The following is a 21,566-nucleotide window of genomic DNA, read 5'->3' as shown; positions in this document are numbered from 1 at the left end:
CTTTCTCCGGTTTGTGACATGGCTGCAACAACTAACTGTAAGCTATCGCAGTTTCTGTCGTGTGATTTGTAATGCATCATAAGCCTTTGCCCGTTCTTTCCCCGGAAGGTACTCAGAAGGCCTGGGTTTTTTCTCAATGTCTTTTTTCTCTTCCTGCTTATCTTCTTGGAAGAGCCCCTCGCTTTTCTCGGCAGCCATTTTGGCTAAACTTTTGTCACCCATGGCAAGGTAATATTCAGCCTGATAGTAATGATGGACAGCCTTTCGCCATAATGGTATTTTGGAGTAAGCTGGACTTTTATCGTTGAGTTCAAGCAACTCTTTGCATGATTTTAGTTTGTTGATTGCATGCCTTACCCTGACGATATTCAGCCTGTTTTCGAACAGATTAACCTCAGAAGGCGGTGTTACTTTGCTGTTGATCGTCAATACTTCCTCAAACAGGCGTTCTGCCTCCGTTTGCTTTCCTGCTCGAAATTCACATTCGGCCATCGAATTGGTGAACTTCATATAGTCATGGTTATCTGGGCCATATTTTTTACGTGCCGCTTCTCTTGCATAATTGAACAACTCTGCTGCAGTACTAAAATTACCTCTTCGAAACTGAATTCCTCCCAATCCAGCTTTGGCAGCCATCAGTCCATCGTATTCATACTCTTGCACACCATATCTGCTTTTGTATTTGCTGCAAACATCATTCAGGATTTTATCGGCCTCATCCAGTCGTCCCGTGTTTACATATAAGGTGGCCAGGTTATTTCGCGCAATGAGTACGGAGTCATGATCATCATCTAAAACTGACTGATAATGTTTTATCAGTTCGTGCCGAATTTCTTCAGCTTCCTTAAACATCTTCCATCGAGATAAAAAGACTGCCTGATCATTCATGGCTTCCAGGAATTCTGGATGTTGAGTTCCCCGCAATTGCTTAAGTAGTGGCATATTCACTTCAAACTGTTTTCTTGCAGTCTCCTGCTGTTCTTTTGACTGATGTTTGACTGAAACTGTCCCCAATGTGCTTGCTAAACTGACATTACTGATCACCGTTTCCAGATGTTGTGGGCCGAAATGCCTTCTACAGTCTTCAGCCAACCCCTCCAGTAATTTCTGTGCCACTTCGTATTGATCCAGTTTCTGTTTCGCCAACGCCTGTAACCTTCTGGCAGTAATGACAAGCGGTGCATGTTCAGGCAACTGTTGTCTGAGTGAGACCAGACTTTCTTGAGCCAGCGCATCTGCCTCCTTATTGGAACCCATTTCCAGCATCGCTCTCACGCGATAGAGTTGGCTCTCCAGCAATACCAGATCCTGGCTGCCTCCAATCTCTCTTCGAAGTTCTTCTGATTTCTGCAAATGAGGCAGAGCCTCCTTATAATCTCCCAGCGCAACCATCGCTCGACCAATTGTTCGATGCAGCACAGCTCTTACGGCAGGCTCTTTGTCCAGTTTCCCCTGCATCAGCAAAGCACCAGCCCGGTGAACTGCATCTCGCAGTTTAATGTCTTTGTTAACAAGAAGCCCCGCCTCCGCCTGCACGCTGACGTCTGCCAGTTTCAACAGATCATTTTCCAGATAATGGATAACTGCTTTGGCTGTTTCTGCTTCGGTCTTCGCTTCCTTCTCTGCTTTTTGTGCCTTGAGCAATCCCCAGGTGGTACCAATCAGCCCGGCTATGAGCGCAAGTGCTATCAGCGAAGCAGCCGCCATCTTGGCTCGATGCCGTTTCAAAAACTTCTTGAACCGGTAAGCAGCACTGGGTGGACCAGCCTGTACAGGCTTATCCGACAAGTAGTTTCTAATATCCTGTGCCAGTTGCGAAGGTACTTCATAACGCCTGGCACGTTCTTTCTCCAGGCACTTCATCACGATCCAGTCGATTTCACCCTGCAATTTCCGTGTGAGCGCACTGGGCTCGATCTTTCTCACTGCAGCTACGCTCGGCAATGATCCCGATGCAGACAGCTTCGTGCTGGGCTTATCAGGCTCTTCCTCCCGAATAACCTGCAACATATGCAGCATGGCGGCTGCACTCAGTTCTTTCCGCGAAAACGGCACTGTGCCCGTCAGCAATTCATACAGGATAATGCCCAGCGAGTAGATGTCTGAACGCGTATCGATATCCAAGTTATCAACTTTGGCCTGCTCAGGTGACATATACTCCAGCGTACCAATGACAGCTCCCAACTCGGAAAAGATGCTTTTCTCCGTCAGTGGAGCAATAGTTGCCTTGGCTACACCGAAGTCGATGATCTTGGGCACTGGTTTGCCGTCGTACAGCCCGACCAGGATATTCCCCGGTTTCAGGTCGCGATGGATAATGCCCTTCTGGTGAGCATGCTGAACTGCCATGCACACTGGAATAATCAGTTCCAGTCGTTCATCGACAGTAAGCTTTTCCTGATCGCAGTATTTGGTGATGGGTATGCCTTTGATTAATTCCATCACAAAATAGGGCTGGCCAGATGGGGTCGACCCGGCATCAAGAAACTTGGCAATATTGGGGTGATCCATATACGCCAAAGCCTGGCGTTCCTGTTCAAATCGCGCCAGGACTGATTTCGAATCAAAACCTGGCTTGATGATTTTTACAGCTACCTGATGCTTAACATCTCGGATAGTTTCCGCGAGATAGACGGCCCCCATTCCACCTTCACCGAGCTTTTGTCGCAGCCGGTATTTTCCATCCAAAATAGTGTCGATAGTGATTACATCAGGTTCATCAAACGCTTTGGTAGATGGCTCCCCTGCACTTTTTTCGAGAAAATGGGCAGCCCGTTCATCAGCACGCAGCAAAGATTCAATTCTTTCACGGAGCTTATCATCTCCAGCACAGGCACGATCAAGGTAAGCCGCCCTTTCCTGCGGATCAGGTATTTCAATAGCAGACTCAAAGATTTCCTTCTCGTTCATAGCAGATCCTGATTCCTGGCTCTAACCAATAAGCGTAAAAACGACTTCGATTGTGCCAGAATTATTTATTTTCGCTGATAAATTTAAATAACCAGGCTTTAGCATATCTCCAGTGCCGTTGCGCTGTTCGCAGTGATATCCCCATGACTTCCGCAACCTGTTGCAGCGTCATACCCACAAAGAAATGGAGATTCACCAGTTCTGCCGATTCCGGATCATGTTTGCCCAGGCACTCAACCGCTTCAGCCAACGCTGTAAGCTCTGCTGCTGTTTTGGGATTGGCAATTTCGGAAATCGGGAATTCAATTCGCAATGCATTCCCACCACGTTTTTTAGCTTTTTCCTTGCGGACCACATCGATCAGAATGCGCGGCATAGCTTTGGCAGCACATGCATAAAACTGTCGCTTATCAACCTGTTTGAGCAGGTGAGGGTAACTCACCTGTATCTTGAGAAACGCTTCATGCACCAGTGCTGTGGGTTGCAAGACAAATCCTGCATTTTCATGCTTCAGCAAATTGGCTGCAAGCCGTCGCAACTCCGCATATAGATCACGATCAAAATCAGTTTCAGCCATAGTATTGTGATAATCTTGGCAACCTGATGAACTCAGGCAATTCTACATTGATGTATTTTTTCTATCAAGCAATAAATAACAGTTTCAAGTTCTTACTTTTGTAACACAGCTGTCGCAGCGTTGCGACCTGCTGCACCCATCACTCCGCCACCTGGGTGTGCTGCAGCACCACACAAGTAGAGCCCATCAATCGGCGTCTTGTACTTAGCCCAGCCCGGAACCGGCCGCATGAAAAACAGTGACGACAGGTTCATGGTTCCCTGCATGATGTTACCACCGGTCAGACCGAAGGTCTGTTCGAGATCAAGGGGAGTCAGCACCTGGTAATCCTGAACGGTTGACGAAAAACCGGGTGCATATTCGTCCATCACCTTAAAGCAGCGCTCAGCGAAAGCCTTTCTTGATGCAGTATCCCAGGCACCTTCCTTCAACGCATAAGGAACATACTGAACGAACATTCCCATGAGATGAACGCCGGGCGGCGCCAGCGAATCATCCAGCGCTGTGGGTAGCGTAGCTTCGATCATCGGTGTACTGGATGGCCTGCCCAACTTTGCTTCTGCATAACCGCGTTCAATGGTTTCCAGTGTTGGACAGATATGCATGGTCCCATGATGCTGAGGCCCGATTTTTCCAAATGATCTAAGTGCTGAGAAATCGGGAGGGACACTCAGTTTCACATTAATCTTTACTGTCATGCTGGTGTAATCAAGGCTTCTCACACTGGCTTCAAACGAATCAGGCAAGTGACCGTGCGGTGTCAATTTCAGAAATGTCGTATGGGCATCCAGGCAGGAAAGCACGGTATCTGTCAATACTTCCTCGCCCGAAGACAAGACCACGCCCCGAACTTCGTTATCTTTGATGATAAACTGCGAGACTGGCGCATCACAACGAATAACAGCTCCGTAGCTTTTCGCAGCACTGGCGAGAGCATTGCTGATGGAGCCCATGCCACCACGCACATAACCCCATACACCACGTGCCCCTTCACATTCTCCCATGACATGATGAAAGAGAACATAAGCCGTGCCGGGCATGGAGGGCGTAGCCGCAGCGCCAATGACAGCATCGGTTGCCAGCGTTACTTTGACTTCTTCAGTTTCAAACCATCGATCCAGGATAGGCAATGCAGCCCCTGTCAGAATTTCGAGAACATCCTGGCTTGCCTTGCCGAGCTTTGCCAGCCGCATTCCGAGCTTGCCCATCTGCCAAAGGTCAGACAATTTATACGACCAGGGATCAGGTGGAATTTCATCCAGAGTCGGTTCTAGAAATTCCGCTGCACGCAACAACATGGCTTCATAACGAGGCAAGGCATCCGCATCTTTCCTGCTGAACTTGCTGATTTCCCGATGATTGAGTACCTCATCCGGCCCCATCATCAGCGATCGGCCATCAGGAAACGGCGTAAACGACGAAGGGTTGCGTGGCAGCATGGAAAATCCATGCTTTTTCAATTGCAGTTCCTCAATGATCTGCGGTCTCAGCAGGCTGTTCACATAGGAAGCTGTTGAAACCTTGCAGCCTGGCCAGAGTTCTTCTGTGACACAGCAGCCTCCCACCATAGGACGGCGTTCGAGAACGAGCACCTTTCGTCCAGCCTTGGCCAGGTAAGCAGCTGCCGTTAATCCATTATGACCAGCCCCCACAACGACTGCATCGTATCGCTGGCTCACATCTGCTCCTTGAGAAACGCCAGGATGCATTCCTTAAATACAGGCAATTCAAATGCATTCATATGGTGTGCACCATGAATGTAGTGCATCTTCAGTCTTGGCCTTTGCCCATCAAGCAGGCGAGCCGTTTCACAGAGCGGATCTCGCTCGCCCACAATACATAGTGTCGGAGCTTTTACTGACTTCATTTCATCTTCATTTAGCTTTAACTGCTTCATACCTTTGGCAACATGTGATAAAGCAACAGGGTCGTTGATCAGCAATGCCATCTTGCTCGATGCTTCCAGTGCCTGAGGCGTAATCGGCCTCGCGCCAGGAGGATGCAACGCACGGAACAGTGGTTCCAGGCTTTTTCTGGTACGCAGCGATTCGCTGATTTCATCCATGATGTCTGTCGCCTGGCCATCACGCAGCCAGCCTGCTCCACCCAGCACGATAGATTTCACCCTGTCCGGATAAGTAGCAGCAAACTTATGTGTTAGAAATGCGCCCATCGAATAGCCAACAATATGCGCCTGTTTGATTTGCAGATGATCCATCAAACGGGCGATGTCATGTACCATTTCCATCCCATACTGATCAGCTTCCTTAGGCCGTTCGCTTCTGCCATGTCCTCGATTATCAAACTGAATCACTCGGTAGCGATCACTTAACGTTCTGGTGATGCCCGGCAACGACCATTGCAATGTTGCATTCACCGCGAAGCCATGAACTAAAATGACAGGCTCACCCGCAGGAATGCCTGATTCCAGAAACTGTAGTTTGACTCCATTGGAAACAAACTGCCCTTCGCCTGCAAAGGCAAGAACTGCAGACAGCAGCATGCCCCCCACCGTCAGAAAACCTTTCATCATTAACCTCTTCATGAGCGTTTATTCCTCTCTTACTTCGACCTCTGCAAGATAAATTGAAGTCTTACCTTCATGGGAAGAGTAGTAACTGATCCATAGCTTCTGCTGATGCCAGACCATGCCAGCATAACTGCAATCGCCTCCCGAAGGAAGTGTCAGCAATTCCTTGAGATGACCTTTCTCCATATCAAGCTGACAAAGCACCGTACGCACCTTGGGAGAATACAGCCTGACAGTAGCCAGAAACTGCCCGGAAGGCAACCGCAGCATGCTGGGCCCACCAATTCTGACTCCAAGATCGCGCCATGTCCATACGGTAAACGGTTCGAGCGATGTACCAAGAAGTCCTGTATTGGATGGAGCATTGCCATCACGCCGCAGCAGGCACCATGCATGTTTCTGATCCATGACCATAGCCGTTTCATTGGCGTAACCTTTGTCCTGCAACAGGGGTGGAGTAACCGAAGTGAAGTCCCGGCCCTGATTGCTCTTGAACAACTGTAAGAATCGGTTTTTCCCGGTTCCATAACCCCAGCCATAATAGCCAGAGACATGTCGCGTTACACGCCAAAGCCAGTTGTCTGACTCACCTGTTTCCTTTGGTTCACTCCATTTCTTGCCCTCCACGCTGGTCCAGACATAATTGCGATGGGTTGTCTTGGTTTTATCATGCATCGCACCCGCAGCATAAACGAGCAACTCGCCTGCTGGCCCCACGGCCAGCTTTGGATCACGCAAATCTGCAACTGGTGAAGCTATGCGTGCCAGTGGCAACCAATGATTGCCATCAGTCGAAGTCAGCAGTTGCAGTGCACCATCAGGGGATATATGGCCCTTGCCGACGCGAAAAATGCAGACAAACTGATCCTTCCAGTGGATCAAATCAGTAAAAGCACTGTGCGGATCCTGATTCCAGATAACCTGAGCATTCACGATTCTGGCCTGTATCGGCGAGTCTTTGACATTACCCGACGGCAACAAACACATGAAGAGCCAAACGCATACCAGCATTATTTAGTCTCTGATTGGTTAACCTTGCTGTGGTTTACTTTATCAAAGAATTGAAAAACTTCTGGCAAGGCATCCTGAACTATGATCATATGCTCCAATCCCTTATACTCATTGAACGTGACAGAATCGATTCCTAATTGCTTTAACTGTCGCTCCAGATTCTTTGCATTGTTGCGTGCAAAATCATGCTCGCCTACGCCAATATAAAATGAGATGCGATGAAACAGTTTTTTGTCATCCTTTACGGGCCTGGCAGAACCACCGCCACCTAAAGCTGCCACTGCAGCAAACGCGCCTGGGTTCTGACTTGCTTCACGCAATGCTTCAGATGCTCCCATTGAATGTCCAACGACAAATACACGGGTCAGGTCCATTTCGGGATAACGCTCTGCCAACGATTTAAGCGTCTGATCATGGCCAGGCTTACTGAATGAATTCCTGGGTGCGACCACGAACCATCCTCGCTCTGCAGCCAGTCGAGCTATTTTCCCGTTGCCATAACCATCGAAAAAAAGATTCTCGCTACCGCCAGCGCCATGCAACGCCAAGACTACCGGCACTTTGCTGTCTTTACCTGGCTGAACAGTCTGAATACGCAGCGGAACCACTCCTTTCGCCGCTGTTTTTACACCCATCCAGTGCTGCTCCATTCTGCCTGATTGGTAAAACGGTTCATTCCTGTTAATCTTATCCAGCACTTGTTCACATTCGGTCAGCCACTTTTGTGCAGGATAATCTGTCTCCAATATTTCGCCTTTTGCCAGTCGATTGAGTTGCCTGATGTTTAACTGCAAGCTGACTTTGTCAATCGAATCCTGCAAAAACTTGTCTTGCATGACCAGTTGATTAATCAACCTCAATCTTTCATCTCGATTCTCGGAAATGGATAACCTGAAATATTCAATGCTGACGGAACTTGAGCCATCTGACCAATGCATACGCAACATGTAATCGCCAGACTGTGGTGGAACAGCAAGCGAAAGCTTATCTGGAATCCGCAGCTTTCCTTCGCCCCCGGGTATTGCCTTCATTTCAGAAGCGGATGTTGACAACCATTCGGCCCGGTATTGCACCTGGTCGCTGACGGATACTTTCAATGGATAAAACCGTTCTACTTTGATCGGAAGCTTGTTGTCTTTGGAATCGAGCCATACTCCTTCGGGCTTGAGCCAGATGGATGTCAGATTTTCTAACTTGGAATTCCCCACATTTCCCTTCAACAATAATATGCCTCGATCCATGGCTTGGCCTGCATCCATCAACTTCAGACTGAAGAAAGAGTTTACCGCCTGGTTCATCTGTTCAGCTGCCTGCTGACGCAAGCCAGCGTCGGTAGTTTGCTCCCATGTCGTTTCAAAGTTCCTGAGCCTTCTCCCCAATTCATGTCGCTCGGCTTGTGCCAAACCATAAAGGGGCAACATCAGCAGGAACATCAGAGGCAACGTCTTTCGTTTCATGGATACCTCATGCTCAATAATCTGTTGACCCAGAGCTGCTGCCAGCGATTCCGGGACTGTCTTAACTGTTCTGCCTCTTGCAGGTTCACCAGTTGAAATCGAATGGCCTCGCCTGCTTTCAGTTGACCTAAAGCATCCATGTCCGCAGAGACGACATGTCCATACCGAGGATACCCACCAATGCTCTGGGCATCCACTCCCAGCAGAATCGGCGCACCGCCATTTGGCCACTGCAATGTGCCGGGAACAACCGGTGAAGAAAGCATGGTGTCAGATTTTTGCTGGCGCTTCAGATTGGTTGTCAATCTGATCCCCATCCGGCTGCTGTCTTTCGAGACTGTAAAAGTTGCTTGCAATAATTGCTGTAGCCATTTCTTCTCGCAATGAGTACCTGACAGCATGCGCAGAGTTCCTAGTGGCGATTGATCAGGCCAAACTTCAGGTTCAATCCATCTGTTGTGGAATCGATTTCTCGCGATACTATGCGTTAAAAGCATATCTGCTGGTTTCAACGGTGCTCGTACAATGCCACCATTCAATTCAGTAGATTGGAAGCCTCCAGGAGTGCAAAGATAAGCTCTCATACCCTGCTTACACTCTGCAATATCCAGTATGTCACCCTCGTGCATCTCAAACACATGTCCAGGTTGGAGCAATCGTGAACCCCGGTTGCTTTCCAGTTTCATGTCGAACGCGCTTCCCGCAAGAACCAGCGTAACAGGTTGCATTGCCTGCAACAGTGGACCAGTTAAAGTTATTTCCAGTGCAATGCAGGCATCTGATTCTGTGCCGGATTCATTGCCTACCAATGCATTTCCGATGATCCAAGAATGTCTATCTGCCGGTCCGCCGCGTGGCACTCCTTGATGCATTGATCCAAGCCGTAGCGGTCCTGTCAAAATACTGTACGTTCCTGGTCGCAGTATTTTCAGCGTCATGACTTGCTCTCAGATAATAACTGTATGACCTGCTTGAGGAAGACAACCGCGTTATCTCCATCGCCGTGAATGCAGATGGTGTCAACTTTGACTGATTGCACTAACCAGTGAATTTGAGCAACCGCCTCAACAGGATCGTCGATCATCGCACCAGGCTGATCGCGAGGCACAAGGCTACGATCAGGTAGATAGCACCGGTCCGCAAACCCTTCTCTCCAATAGGTAACCTCTGCTTTCCTGCACTCTTTTTCCAGTATCGAATCGGGCAACCCGACGATTGCCAACTCCCATTGGTCTGCAATCCTGACAAGTGTCTCCGCAAGGCGCTGATCGCGGTTCACCTGATGATACATTGCACCATGTGGTTTGATGTAAGATACTTTCGCTCCAACATCATCAGCCAGCGCCTTGAGTGCTCCCATCTGGTAGAGAACAACCTGGCACAACTCTTCTGGGGCAACAGCCCTTTCAACCCTTCCAAAATTATCTCGATCAAAATACCCTGGATGAGCACCGATGCGTTTTCGGAGTTGATGCGCCAACCGCAGGCTTTTCGCCATTAACTGCGGATTGCCTGCATGCGCACCACAGGCGAGGTTCACCGAACTGACCAGTTGCATCAATCCCTCGTCGTGAGGAAAACCTTCGGCAAGGTCAGCGTTGATATCAATCTGCATGGTTCTTCATCCATGTTGGTTGGGTACCCCCATTGGCACGTATTCACCCTAAGTGTGCCCATTCACCGCATCGTTCATTTTGGGAGAAAACTTCGACCAATTCCACGCCTATTTTAACTCATGCAGAATTGTACGAGAACTGAAAACTGACAACTTGCTGAGGGTGCCCTAACCTGTATGGTGAACCTTATAGGGAGGCACAACACGCCAATGGCCAAGAAAGCCACTGCCAAAACAGAGACAGCCAAACCCATGGGCGGACAGAACTATACCGTACTAGCCAGGCGGTATCGACCCCAGCAGTTTGATGATCTGATCGGCCAAGAACCCATTGCACAGGCATTGAAAAATGCCATTACTGCCAACCGCATTGCACATGCTTATCTGTTTACTGGGGTGCGTGGTGTCGGAAAAACTTCGACAGCACGCATCCTTGCCAAGTCACTCAATTGCGTCAATGGCCCCACCATCACGCCCTGCAACGAATGCTCTTCCTGTAAAGCCATCTCGATCGGTGAAGATATCGATGTTCTGGAAATAGATGGTGCCAGCAACCGTGGCATCGACAATATCCGCGAACTGCGAGGCAACACACAATATCGACCGCAAAGCTCTCGCTTCAAGATTTACATCATTGACGAAGTGCACATGCTCTCCAAAGAGGCATTCAATGCCTTACTGAAAACATTGGAAGAGCCACCGCCACATGTGAAGTTCATTTTTGCTACGACCGACGTTCACAAAATCCCCATCACCATATTGTCTCGTTGCCAGCGGTTTGATCTGAGCGGCATTCCGCGAGAGAGCATTCAGCAAAGGCTGAACGGCATTGTCAAAGCCGAAGGACATTCTGCGGAAGAAGCAGCGCTCCAGTTAATTGCACGCCGTGCAGGCGGCTCTATGCGTGATGCACAATCTCTGATGGATCAGGCACTCGCCTTTTCGCAGGGTTCATTGTCACTCGATCTAGTGCAGAAACTTCTTGGACTTTCCAACGATGAGGACAGCAGCAACCTGGTCCTCGCCATCCTGAAACGCGATTGTTCTGGTGCACTTAAGGCACTGCATCATTGCCTCGATAAAAGTGTTCAATTAGCTGAACTCCTCGACCAATGGATGGAACTCTGGCGGCAACTGCTGCTCCGCGTTACACTGGGAGATGTTCCCGAAGTCAAAGATCTGTGCGAGGCTGATCTGAAACCGTTTCAATCTGCATTATCCGGCTGGAATGCCGAAGCGATGATGGCAGGCCTGGATGTCTTGATCACCACTCGTACTCGATTACGTTCAACCGGTCAGACACAGGTATTGATGGAACTCGCGGTCATCCGCCTATGCCGACTGGCAGACTTGTTGCCTGTCTCGGAAATCGCCAAGCAACTGGAAGGCATGGCTAAAGGCGCAGCACGAGGAGGCTCGATGACCGGAGCCTCACGAGGCACGGCACTATCGATAGCAAAACCCATTCCGGCACCTTCCACATCACGCCTGATTTCGGAACTACCAGCACTGGCCAAAATAGAATTAATTCCACCTCAACAACATGAAGTGGTATGGGCCGCATTACTGGAACAACTGGGCAATCAATCGCAGATACGATTCCAGTTGGAACGAGCTGTCCGAACCAGTTTCCAGCCTCCCACTGCTTTACTGGTAAGCTTTCCACCGGGCTGCGAAAGCTCGCGTGACTATTGCTCTGATGCCAATCGATGTGCCAAACTGGAGGAGATGCTGAAAAAAATCACAGGCGAATCAGTCGCCTTGAGATTCGACATTGCCAACGACATGGAAACCAAAGCATTCGTTCCCAAGGCAGTGCAGCAGCGTATGGATGTCATGTCTGTCCCACTGGCTAAAGCCGTGGTGGAACAACTCGGCGGACAACTGGTACACATGGATGAAGGCTTCGGCCAGAAAACAGGTACATAACAACAGGTGTAATCATGTTCAAGCAGATGGGCGAAGTCATGGGGTTGTTGAAAAATCTCCCCAAGATGCAGGCTGAGATGGAAAAGTTACAGCAGCGCATTGCGCAGATCACTGCCGAAGGTGTGGCGGGTGGCGATATGGTTATCGTCAAAATGAACGGCAAAATGGAAGTGCTCAGTTGCATGATCAGTGAATCTGCCTGGAATCTGCAGGACAGGGAATTGATTGAAGACCTGATACGCGGAGCTACCAATCTAGCCATTGAAAAAGTGAAACAATTGGTCGCTGAGGAAACAGGCAAAATGACGCAAAACCTGGGCATGCCTGGCGGCGGCTCATTACCGGGGCTGGGTGATTTATCCGGATTAATGGGATCATAGTTGATGGCACTGACACCTGAAGCAACTGGTGTTCCTGCTCTGGATCGCCTGGTACAACAGCTCAGCAAACTGCCTGGCATTGGCCCCAAATCGGCAGATCGGCTGATGCATCACCTCCTCTCCTGCGAAACTGGTGATGTCCTGGCATTATCGGAAGCACTGCGAGCCATCAAGGAAAAAGTGCACTTGTGCCGTCAGTGCAGCCATATCACTGAAAACGAACTCTGCCATATCTGCAGCGATCCGCGTCGTGAACAAAGCATCATCTGCATCGTTGAAGAGAGCCGTCATGTGATGGCATTGGAACGGACGGCACATTATCGCGGCGTTTACCATGTTCTTCGTGGGCGACTCGCCCCGCTCGATAACATGGGGCCTGAAAAACTTACCGTAGACCAACTCCTGCGACGCATCGAAGCTGGCAACATTCGTGAAATCATCATGGCAACCAACCCTACCATGGAAGGTGATGGCACTGCACTCTATCTCTCCAACATCCTGGCGAATCATCGCCTGAAAATAACTCGCCTGGCTCGCGGACTATCTTCAGGCCTGAGTCTCGAATTCGCCAACAGAGATATGCTGTCTGATGCACTCGAAGGCAGACGAGATTTTTAGCAGTTAGTTCGCCATTGGCATAATAATTGCATTGATATTTCCACCATCTTGGACTATCATGTCGGCATAGAAGTTGCTCTCGCTTTACACTCTTCGCGGCTATCTCTCCTTCTAAAGGTATGGCGTTCATGCGTTTTGACACTTCGCTCCAGCAACGAATGTCGATGAAGCAGATTCTGGCTCCACGCATGATTCAGTCCATGGAGATTCTGCAGCTTCCCACCATGGAGTTGTCGGAACACATTGAACAGGAATGGGAAGAAAACCCGGTATTGGGTATTCACGACGGCGCGATGGACAGTGTCATCGAGCATACTCCCCTGGAAGCGGAAACGCCTGCTGAAGAAACCCGGGAAATTGAAAACGAGTATGAAGAGTTTGCAGACGATTGGGATGATGACCGTGCCGAGTTTCGTTCCACCCGATCGCAAGGCAGCCTGGATGAAGAAGGCGACCGCAAGCTCGATGCCATGCAGAACATGGTCAGCAGACCCCAATCGCTGCAGGATTATCTCATCGAGCAGTTAAACTTTCAGGAACTGGAACCCCACCTGGAAAACCTGGTCAGGCACCTCATTTCCCATTTACGGGATAATGGATTTCTGCCTGAACTTCAACAGGTCATCAGTACCTATCCGGAAGAGTTAAAGCCCGGTGAGCTTGAAGCGGCGCTCAAGATTCTGCAGCAATTCGAACCACCTGGCGTTGGAGCGCGAGACTTGAAGGAATGTCTGCTGCTGCAGCTCGATCAGGAAACTCCTCACCGGGAGACCATTCGTAACCTGATTCTGAATCATCTCGACGATGTCATGAACAATCGTCTGCCGCTCATCCACAAAAAGACCGGCCTCAAACTGGAAGCTATCCAGGAAGCCATTGAAGTACTCAAGCAGTTAAATCCTAATCCGGGTGCCGGGTTTGATACTGCCAGCATCCCTTATGTTACTCCCGATGTTCGGGCGGAACTGAAGGATGATGGAGAGTTTCAGGTTTCTGTTGTCGATGATTACCTGCCTGATGTCTACATCAAGCGAAGCTGGCTGGAGCGTGTAAAGCGCAAGGATATCGATCCCAAGGAACGTGAATATCTGCGCAAGAAAATACAATCAGCACAATGGTTGATTGAGGCCATTCTGCAACGCCGCAGCACGCTTTCCAAAGTGACCCAGGCAATTGTCGAACATCAGCGACCCTTTCTCGAAAAGAAGGTCGAGCATATCAATCCCTTGAAGATGCAACAGATCGCAGATCAGGTAGGTGTGCATGTAACCACCATCAGCCGGGCTGTTGATGACAAATGGGTCGAGACGCCACGAGGCATTTTTCCACTCAAACGGTTCTTCGGCGGTGGCACCGTAACAGCCCAGGGCGAAGAAGTGGCCTGGGAACTGATCAAATCCAAGCTGACCGAACTCATCAATACGGAAGAGAAAGCAAATCCCTGGAGTGATGATGACCTCGTCAAAAAGCTCAAGGAAGCTGGCTACCCTGTTGCCCGGCGAACAGTTACCAAGTACCGCAAACTGCTGAATATTCCTTCCTCACGCCAGCGACGCGACTGGGTTGAGCATTCATAAAAACACCCACCATTGATTGCTGGTGGGTGAAGGCTGATTCTCCTGATCAGATGTTTTACTTCTTTTCCATTTCCTTGTCTTTACCTTTGGAATCGCGGCTCTTTTTCAGTTCTTCTAACTGTTCCCGCTGGGATTTAGTCAGTTCTTTCAGGTACTTCGCGTTGCGTTCCGCTTTCATGTCTTCCAGTTTCTTTTCCAGTTCCTCCAGCTTGTCAGCATAATCATGCTGAATCTTGTATATATTCTGACGCTGTTCATCTGACAAACCCAACTGGCGATAATACTGTGGCAACACACCACGAATCTTACTTTCCTTGGCTTCCGATTTGGAACTGGATGACTTCGACCCTGATTTTGAACCAGATTTACTACTGCCCTTGTCCTGAGCTGCCAGATTACCCGATAAAGTGCACAGAATAGCAACCGCTAACAATCCACTCAACCAGCGCATGATATTTCTCCAGAGTTATTGATGGGGTTACTACATCATGGGTTATACCCGGAAAAGTTCCAAGTAAAATCTGATAAATTTCCAGTTTGCAGCGTATTTCAGCACTGATACCGAGAATTCTAATGATTGACTGTGGTGATCATTTCAGAGTTGCAGTAAATTAGGTCAAACCTATGTTCTTTGGAGATTCAGCCATGCCGCAAATTGATTGGATTGAAATTGGAACTGGCTCCTATCCCATGATTCGTGGAGGAAAAAAGAAAATCAAACTTCCCGCAACTATCACCTCCATAATCTTTATTGTAACGAAAGGTTCTACTGCAACTTATGAATACTATCTACGATACACTGACGCCGACATGGCTGCTCTCGCAAGCCATATGGCAAATGGTGATGATGTGACTTTTGTTACAGACAGCCTGACCAAGACAAGAAGAATCAAAAACAAACAACTGACGGGCACCACAAAGAATGTCACTTTCAAGCATGTGACAAGCTATGCCTGATGATTCTCGCCAAAGTTCACTGAGCCAGTGACAATCGTTATTCCTGCGGACCTGTTGCTGGCTTAACCTTTCAGCAGCTTCCTGAAGAAATTGCCCATACTGTCGAAGAGTGAATAAAGTACGGGCGTAATCAGCAAGGTCAGAATTAGACTCAATAATTGGCCACCCAATATCACTTTAGCCATCGATGCCCTAGTACCAGTTCCAGGCCCCTGCCCCATCGCCATTGGAACCATAGCCGCCACGAGCATAATGGTTGTCATTAAAATCGGTCGCAAACGCGCCCGGTTCGCTTCCAGTATTGCCTCATCCCGTTCCATGCCCTGGACACGAAGCTGATTGGTGTAATCCACTTGAAGAATGCCATTCTTCTTCACGATGCCGAACAACATAAACAACCCCAGCATGGCGAAGATATCGAGATTGGTGCGTAATAAAATCAGAGACATTACCGCAAAGGGTATGGTTAATGGCAACGCAGACAGAATACTGATCGGATGCACTAGGCTTTCAAACTGCGCTGCCAGAATCATGTACATGAACACCAGTGCAAGCACAAAGCCCGTCAGAAAGTTGGCATTGGAATCCTTCAGCATCTTGGCTCTACCAATAAACTCATAACGATATTCTGTCGGCAAGTTGATGCTGTCGAGATAAACCGTCAATTCTTCAATTGCCTTGCTCAGATCCTTACCCTGCAGATTAGCAGACACGACTACCTGCCGCTGTCTGCTGAACCGGTCAATAGTGTTAGGCCCCATGGCCTTCTCGAAATGCACTACGTTGCCAAGCTGTGTTACACCACCCGGAGCAAGCCTGGCTGGCACTGCCATGCGGGCAATGCGCTCCTGATCATCTCGGGCATTCCTCTGAGCACGCAGCCAGACATCATATTGCTCATCCTGCTCCTTGTATTTGCTGACAGGCGTGCCACCCACCAGGATGTTAGTGGTGCTGCTGACGTCTGCTAACGATACGCCTAGATCGCTTAACCGTTCCCGATCAGGACGGATGCGTAATTCCGGCTTCTGGAGAGAAATGGACGTATCTACATCCACGTAACCTCCCTTTTGTTTCATCCACTGGGCCACTGTGCCAGAATACTCTTTCAGCTTCTGCATATCCGGGCCAAGAATGTTCAAATCAACATCTACTTGTCTGAAACCCGAAGCTCCAATCGCAGCTACATCCTGAACGCCTGCACGTAAATCAGGGTATTCGGCAAGAATGGCACGAGCCTGCTTCATTACGGAAAACTGCGAATAATCCCGTTCTTCTAATGGCACCATGCGAAAATAGAGGGAAGCACGTGTCACGTCTCCCTGTGCCTTGGTCACTCGACCAGTTGTATCTCCGATTACAATAAACGAATGCGTGATCCCCGGAAGTTGTCTGATTCTAAGATCAATCTCATTGCAAATTGCATCCGTACGCTCCAGAGTAAAACCCTCTGGATAGGTGATAACTACTTCAAATTCGCTTTGATCATCTTTGGGTACAAAATCAAAACCCACCACAGCCATCAGAATCGGTGTACTGAAGATAATACCCAGTGCAACGAGGATCAGCACCCAGCGATGTTTGAGCGACCACGCCAGCATACCAATATATGCACCTTCGATCATTCTCCAGATCAATCCGCTCTTGCTGCCAGCGCCATGTCCTGATTCGAGTTTCAAGAACCGCGAGCACAGCATGGGAGTCATCGTGAAAGAAATGGCCATACTGAGCAGTACGGAAAACCCAACGACATAACCAAAGCACGAAAAGAATCGGCCAATTTGCCCACCCATGAAGGCAATAGGTGCAAAGACCACCACTAGCGACATGGTAGTTGCCACAACTGCCATTGCTATTTCTGCGGTCGCCGTTTTCGCTGCTTCCCAGCCCGTTCTGCCGAATTCTTCCATATGGCGGAAAATGTTCTCATGCACCACTACAGCATCATCCACCACGATGCCCACAGCCAGAATAAGACCGATCATGGTGAAGTTGTTGATGGTAAAACCCATCCCATACATAAAGGCAAATGCGCCAACCATCGACGTGGGTATCGCCAGTGTTGCGATAATGGTCGTTCGCCAATCTCGCAGGAACAACAGAATAGATGCACTCACCAGAACAACAGCAAGAAGAAGATGGACTTTTACTTCTTCCATCGACAGCCTGATGAAACGGGATTGATCCCGAATGGTCTGCACCTGGATATCAGGTGGCAACGACGGCATCAACTCTGCCAATCGCTTGTTGATGGTATCAACCACTGCCACGGTGTTGAAACCTGCCTGCTTGGAGATCACCACGCTGATTGCAGTATCTCCAGGCGCAGTTTCTGGCTGTTGACCTTTGATCCACAGCCTGCTGATGCCGCGAGGTTCTTCATAACTGTCTTCCACCGTGCCCACATCTTCCAATCGAATGGGTTGACCATTGCGATTGCCCACAATCAGCTTGGCAAAATCACGAGGATGATCGACTCGGCCTAGAGTTCGCAGCACCAGTTCTGTCTGGCCACGGTCAACTCGGCCACCCGGCTGTTCCTGATTTTCTCGCACCAGGGCTAGCCGAATGTCTTCGACTGTCAGATTCTCGTACTTCATCAGCTTGTCGGGATCGAGCACGATCTGGATCGCACGAGGCCGGCCACCCACCAGAACCACTGAACCAATTCCGTTAATGGTTTCGAGATCTTCCTTGATTCTTTTCTTGGCAATCTCGGTGATTTCGCGAAAATCGCGCCTTCCCGATATCGCCAGTGTCATCACTGGAGCTGCATCGATGGCTAGCTTATCGATAATGGGCGAATCCGTGCCTTGAGGCAACTGACTTAAAATAGTACGGACCTTGGCATCAACTTCCTGCGCACCCACATTGCCATTTTTCTCCAGCACAAACTGAACAATGACCTGGGAAAAACCCTCCTTGGTAGATGATCGCAGTTCATCAATGCCCGACACTTGATTCACTGCTTCTTCGATGACTTTGGTAACGCCAGTTTCCATTTCCTCGACACTGGCGCCACGCAACGTAGTTGTCACCGTAACAACGGGAAAATCAACATTGGGAAAAAGCTCGACGCCTAATCGAGAGTAACTAGCTACGCCAAGCACGATCGGCATGCTCACCAGCATGATGGTGAACACAGGCCGTTTGATGCACAATTCCCAGATTTTCATTGCTTGACTCCGGTATCCTTGCGCAATTGCACCGGAGTTCCTTCACTCAGTTGGTTAAATCCGCTGGTGATGACTTGTGCGTTTTCTGAAATCGATCCCGTTACTTCAGCCCATGTACGTGAATAAGGTTTCTCATCTACACGAGCCTTTTCTCCGACTTGAACCGATACAGCATGTGCCTTGCCATCCTTTATGATGTAGACTTTCACCACACCAGCAAACTGAAGGATCGCTTCCTCAGGCACGGTCAATGCCTTTGCCTGTTCCTGAGTAATAATGCGAGCCTTGGCAAAGCTGCCAGCACTCAACTTGCGATCTGGATTGGGGATAGCAATTTCAACCGTGAAGGTACGCGAGGCGCGGTCAACCGTGGTATTGACGCGGCTGACTGTTCCGGAAAAATGATTACCCGGATACGCTTCGATATTAATTTTGACGTTTTGTCCCTGCTTGACTTCGCCCAGGTGTCGCTCTGGGATAGCCGCCTGTAACTTCAATTGATCTGCAATAACAAGTCTGAACAAGCTGGTACCCGAGTTGCCTTGCATGCGAACCATTTCACCAATCGAGATATTACGCTGAGCCACCACAAACTCGATCTGTTCATTCTGCTTGGTCGCAACTTGAGGCTGCGGAACATAAACCTTCGTTTCTTTCAATCTTTGCTGGGCGCTATTGAGTAATGCCAACCGGTAGCGAACTGCTGCCAGCGTTGATTGAGCTTCCAGAATCATCTGTTGATGATTGGCCTGGGCTACGCTGAAATCTGTCTCAATCCGTTCACGTTCTTCTTCCGTACGTGCCCCCTCACTCAGCTTGCGATAGCGTTCTCGCACACTGGCCGCATTCTTCATCAACGCTTCGGTGCGCCGAGTGGATGGCAATTCGCGAACGTCAAAATCGGGAGGCGGAGGAGTTCTTAAACCCAGCTTAGCCAGTTCAAGATCGAGTGCTCGCTGTGCTTCATCCACTGCAAGTCGGAATTCAGTATCTTCAATTTCAAGCAGCAAATCGCCAGGCTTTACTTTGTCCCCCATATCGTGGTAGATGCGTTTAACACGCCCCTCTACCTTGGGAGCAACCGTGATTTCTTCTCTCCCCCAGAGTGAACCAACGATAGCAACATTTCGCTCAACAGGCCGTATTGTCACCGGAGCAACAGTCACCGTAACAGTTTCAGGGGTAGTTGCGATGGCGACAGTACTTGTAGTTTTAGATGCCGCAACAGGACCAACTACTTTCCACGCAACTACGCCGGCAACGAGTAATATTCCTACCCAAACCAAGCTCCGTACCCACCTTCTTGGTGGTTTGACGTGCGGTTTGCTGGCTGTAGCTTTGGCAGCTATTTGTTCGTTCGACGCCGAAGCAGTTCGTTGTACGAATGTTTCGATCTGCGAAGTATTAGACATGATGTTTCTTAGCCTTCCAGTTGTTCAACACTAGAAACCGCTGGTCGTTTACTTGCACTTCGTGCTATCTTTCTCATTAGTACCATCAGAATATCCTGCTCATCTTCATTGAGTGAACCAAGCATTTTTGAACAGAATTGAAAGTGAATAGCGGTAATGGCATCGTAGAGTTGCTTGCCTTGATCGGTTAACTTTACATGGATCACGCGGCGATCTTCGGTGCTTCGAATTCGTTCCGCAAGTTGTTTTCTCTCAAGATGATCGACGAGATTGGTAACCGTATTCACGGCTACAAACAAGTGTTCGGAAAGTTCCCGCATCATCTGCGGACCAAGATCTCCCAAGAGCTCTATTACATGCAACTCCTGAACGGACACATTTAAGCTTTCATCGTTCGCGCAAAGAGCATCATTCAGTTTGAAACCATTTACAATTTCTCTGAAATGTAGTCTCAACTCTGAAGATCGTGGATGGTAACTCAATTTATTCATCCGTCGTATAGTTCGATAATCGAAATATACGGTTTCTACCTTTAATAGTAAAGTGCAAATATCGTTTAATCTACAAATGCTTCAATTAAACCAGTTGTATGCCAGATCAGCCTTGCAAACTTGCCTCTAATGGCTAAAAGCATCCTGCCTGAGGGGGGGTAATCATGGCTGCTTTTCCGCAACATATGCAGTTTTCGACTGTACTGGGTGTTGGTTACACTGCCGCCACTTATTTCGGCTTGGGTTACGAGTTGCCTCACTGCGTTGTTGCCGGCGGACTATGCAGTTTGTGTGGCATGCTGCCTGACCTCGATAGCGATAGCGGCAGACCCTTGCGGGAACTCATTCCATTACTGGCAGCCATCGGTGCCCTGGTCTGTTTTCATCGACTGGGTAATCAAGACCCGGATATGCGGTTGCTACTGGCATCAGGAACTTACATTCTGATCCGTTACGGCGTTTCGTTCATCATAAAACGATGGAGTGAACATCGTGGCATGTTTCACAGCATACCTGCTATGCTCATACCCACACTGATAGTCTACCTGGCCTGGACAAAAAAAACGAATACGGATGGGCTGGTGATTGCTGGCGGCGTAGCCCTGGGCTACTTCTCCCACCTGCTCCTCGATGAAATCTACGCCATCGATTTCAACGGGCTATCCATCAAGGCCAATCAATTCTCGGGAACTGCCTTCAAACTGTTTCATCCCAAAAGCTGGGTTGCCAACATTTTCTGCTGGTCAATATGCCTGCTCCTGAGTTCCAGGGTTGCAGTGAACGAAGGCTACCTACAGGAATATTTTCCCACTATCCAGCAAATGAGGAGTTGGAAAAAAGACTTGATGAGTTTTACAGGACTGGAAGTTCCCCAGGAACCAGCAAGCAATGCCACAATGCACCAGACCATGAAACCGAAGCAGTAA

General features: G+C 49.0%; 18 protein-coding genes. 6 read left to right on the top strand and 12 right to left on the bottom strand.

The annotated features are described in order from the left end of the window. Positions 1–42 precede the first annotated feature (42 nt). From JNJ77_16225 to JNJ77_16190, 8 genes are all read right to left on the bottom strand, one after another. Entirely contained in the window at positions 43–2,910 is a 2,868-nt protein-coding gene (locus JNJ77_16225; protein ID MBL8824133.1) for a serine/threonine protein kinase, read from the bottom strand. Positions 2,911–2,971: 61 nt separating this feature from the next. Then, positions 2,972–3,487: a sigma-70 family RNA polymerase sigma factor gene (locus JNJ77_16220; protein MBL8824132.1), complete on the bottom strand. Its 516-nt coding sequence runs from the start codon at positions 3,485–3,487 to the stop codon at positions 2,972–2,974. A 92-nt stretch (positions 3,488–3,579) separates the two neighbouring features. Further along, positions 3,580–5,196, bottom strand: a complete 1,617-nt coding sequence (locus tag JNJ77_16215) for an NAD(P)/FAD-dependent oxidoreductase (GenBank protein ID MBL8824131.1) — start codon at positions 5,194–5,196, stop codon at positions 3,580–3,582. Further along, positions 5,163–6,032, bottom strand: coding sequence for an alpha/beta hydrolase (locus tag JNJ77_16210; GenBank protein MBL8824130.1), 870 nt, complete (start codon positions 6,030–6,032; stop codon positions 5,163–5,165). The genes JNJ77_16215 and JNJ77_16210 overlap by 34 nt, the downstream gene beginning before the upstream one ends. Positions 6,033–6,038: 6 nt before the next feature. Then, positions 6,039–7,028: an exo-alpha-sialidase gene (locus JNJ77_16205; GenBank protein MBL8824129.1), complete on the bottom strand. Its 990-nt coding sequence runs from the start codon at positions 7,026–7,028 to the stop codon at positions 6,039–6,041. Then, a complete protein-coding gene (locus JNJ77_16200) occupies positions 7,028–8,485 on the bottom strand; it encodes a dienelactone hydrolase family protein (GenBank protein MBL8824128.1) in 1,458 nt (485 codons plus the stop codon). Before JNJ77_16200 ends, JNJ77_16205 begins: the two co-directional genes overlap by 1 nt. Beyond that, positions 8,482–9,423: a biotin-dependent carboxyltransferase family protein gene (locus JNJ77_16195; protein MBL8824127.1), complete on the bottom strand. Its 942-nt coding sequence runs from the start codon at positions 9,421–9,423 to the stop codon at positions 8,482–8,484. The genes JNJ77_16200 and JNJ77_16195 overlap by 4 nt, the downstream gene beginning before the upstream one ends. Then, positions 9,420–10,100 carry a LamB/YcsF family protein gene (locus JNJ77_16190; GenBank protein ID MBL8824126.1) on the bottom strand — a complete coding sequence of 227 codons (681 nt, stop codon included), beginning with the start codon at positions 10,098–10,100 and terminating at the stop codon, positions 9,420–9,422. The genes JNJ77_16195 and JNJ77_16190 overlap by 4 nt, the downstream gene beginning before the upstream one ends. Positions 10,101–10,352: 252 nt before the next feature. Here JNJ77_16190 and dnaX point away from each other — a divergent pair, with 252 nt between their 5' ends. From dnaX to rpoN, 4 genes are all read left to right on the top strand, one after another. Then, entirely contained in the window at positions 10,353–12,029 is a 1,677-nt protein-coding gene (dnaX, locus tag JNJ77_16185; GenBank protein ID MBL8824125.1) for a DNA polymerase III subunit gamma/tau, read from the top strand. A gap of 14 nt (positions 12,030–12,043) precedes the next feature. Then, on the top strand, positions 12,044–12,409 hold the full coding sequence (locus JNJ77_16180) for a YbaB/EbfC family nucleoid-associated protein (protein ID MBL8824124.1): 366 nt from the start codon (positions 12,044–12,046) through the stop codon (positions 12,407–12,409). A gap of 3 nt (positions 12,410–12,412) precedes the next feature. After that, on the top strand, positions 12,413–13,027 hold the full coding sequence (gene recR / locus JNJ77_16175) for a recombination protein RecR (GenBank protein MBL8824123.1): 615 nt from the start codon (positions 12,413–12,415) through the stop codon (positions 13,025–13,027). Between the two features lie 128 nt (positions 13,028–13,155). After that, on the top strand, positions 13,156–14,604 hold the full coding sequence (rpoN, locus tag JNJ77_16170; protein MBL8824122.1) for an RNA polymerase factor sigma-54: 1,449 nt from the start codon (positions 13,156–13,158) through the stop codon (positions 14,602–14,604). A 55-nt stretch (positions 14,605–14,659) separates the two neighbouring features. Here rpoN and JNJ77_16165 read toward each other — a convergent pair whose 3' ends face one another. Next, positions 14,660–15,055, bottom strand: coding sequence for a hypothetical protein (locus JNJ77_16165; GenBank protein ID MBL8824121.1), 396 nt, complete (start codon positions 15,053–15,055; stop codon positions 14,660–14,662). Positions 15,056–15,249: 194 nt separating this feature from the next. Here JNJ77_16165 and JNJ77_16160 point away from each other — a divergent pair, with 194 nt between their 5' ends. Further along, positions 15,250–15,561: a hypothetical protein gene (locus JNJ77_16160; GenBank protein ID MBL8824120.1), complete on the top strand. Its 312-nt coding sequence runs from the start codon at positions 15,250–15,252 to the stop codon at positions 15,559–15,561. A 62-nt stretch (positions 15,562–15,623) separates the two neighbouring features. On the opposite strand, the gene JNJ77_16155 is transcribed toward JNJ77_16160, so the two are convergent. The 3 genes from JNJ77_16155 to JNJ77_16145 are packed head-to-tail and all read right to left on the bottom strand — an operon-like array spanning position 15,624 to position 20,472. Then, on the bottom strand, positions 15,624–18,737 hold the full coding sequence (locus tag JNJ77_16155; protein MBL8824119.1) for an efflux RND transporter permease subunit: 3,114 nt from the start codon (positions 18,735–18,737) through the stop codon (positions 15,624–15,626). Further along, positions 18,734–20,149, bottom strand: coding sequence for an efflux RND transporter periplasmic adaptor subunit (locus JNJ77_16150; GenBank protein MBL8824118.1), 1,416 nt, complete (start codon positions 20,147–20,149; stop codon positions 18,734–18,736). Before JNJ77_16150 ends, JNJ77_16155 begins: the two co-directional genes overlap by 4 nt. Before the next feature lie 8 nt (positions 20,150–20,157). Beyond that, on the bottom strand, positions 20,158–20,472 hold the full coding sequence (locus JNJ77_16145; GenBank protein MBL8824117.1) for a MarR family transcriptional regulator: 315 nt from the start codon (positions 20,470–20,472) through the stop codon (positions 20,158–20,160). Positions 20,473–20,804: 332 nt separating this feature from the next. Between JNJ77_16145 and JNJ77_16140 the strand changes: the two genes are divergently transcribed. Further along, on the top strand, positions 20,805–21,566 hold the full coding sequence (locus JNJ77_16140) for a metal-dependent hydrolase (protein ID MBL8824116.1): 762 nt from the start codon (positions 20,805–20,807) through the stop codon (positions 21,564–21,566).

Source organism: Planctomycetia bacterium, from assembly GCA_016795155.1.
Lineage (GTDB): Bacteria > Planctomycetota > Planctomycetia > Gemmatales > HRBIN36 > JAEUIE01.
This window is presented reverse-complemented; position numbering and strand designations above follow the sequence as displayed.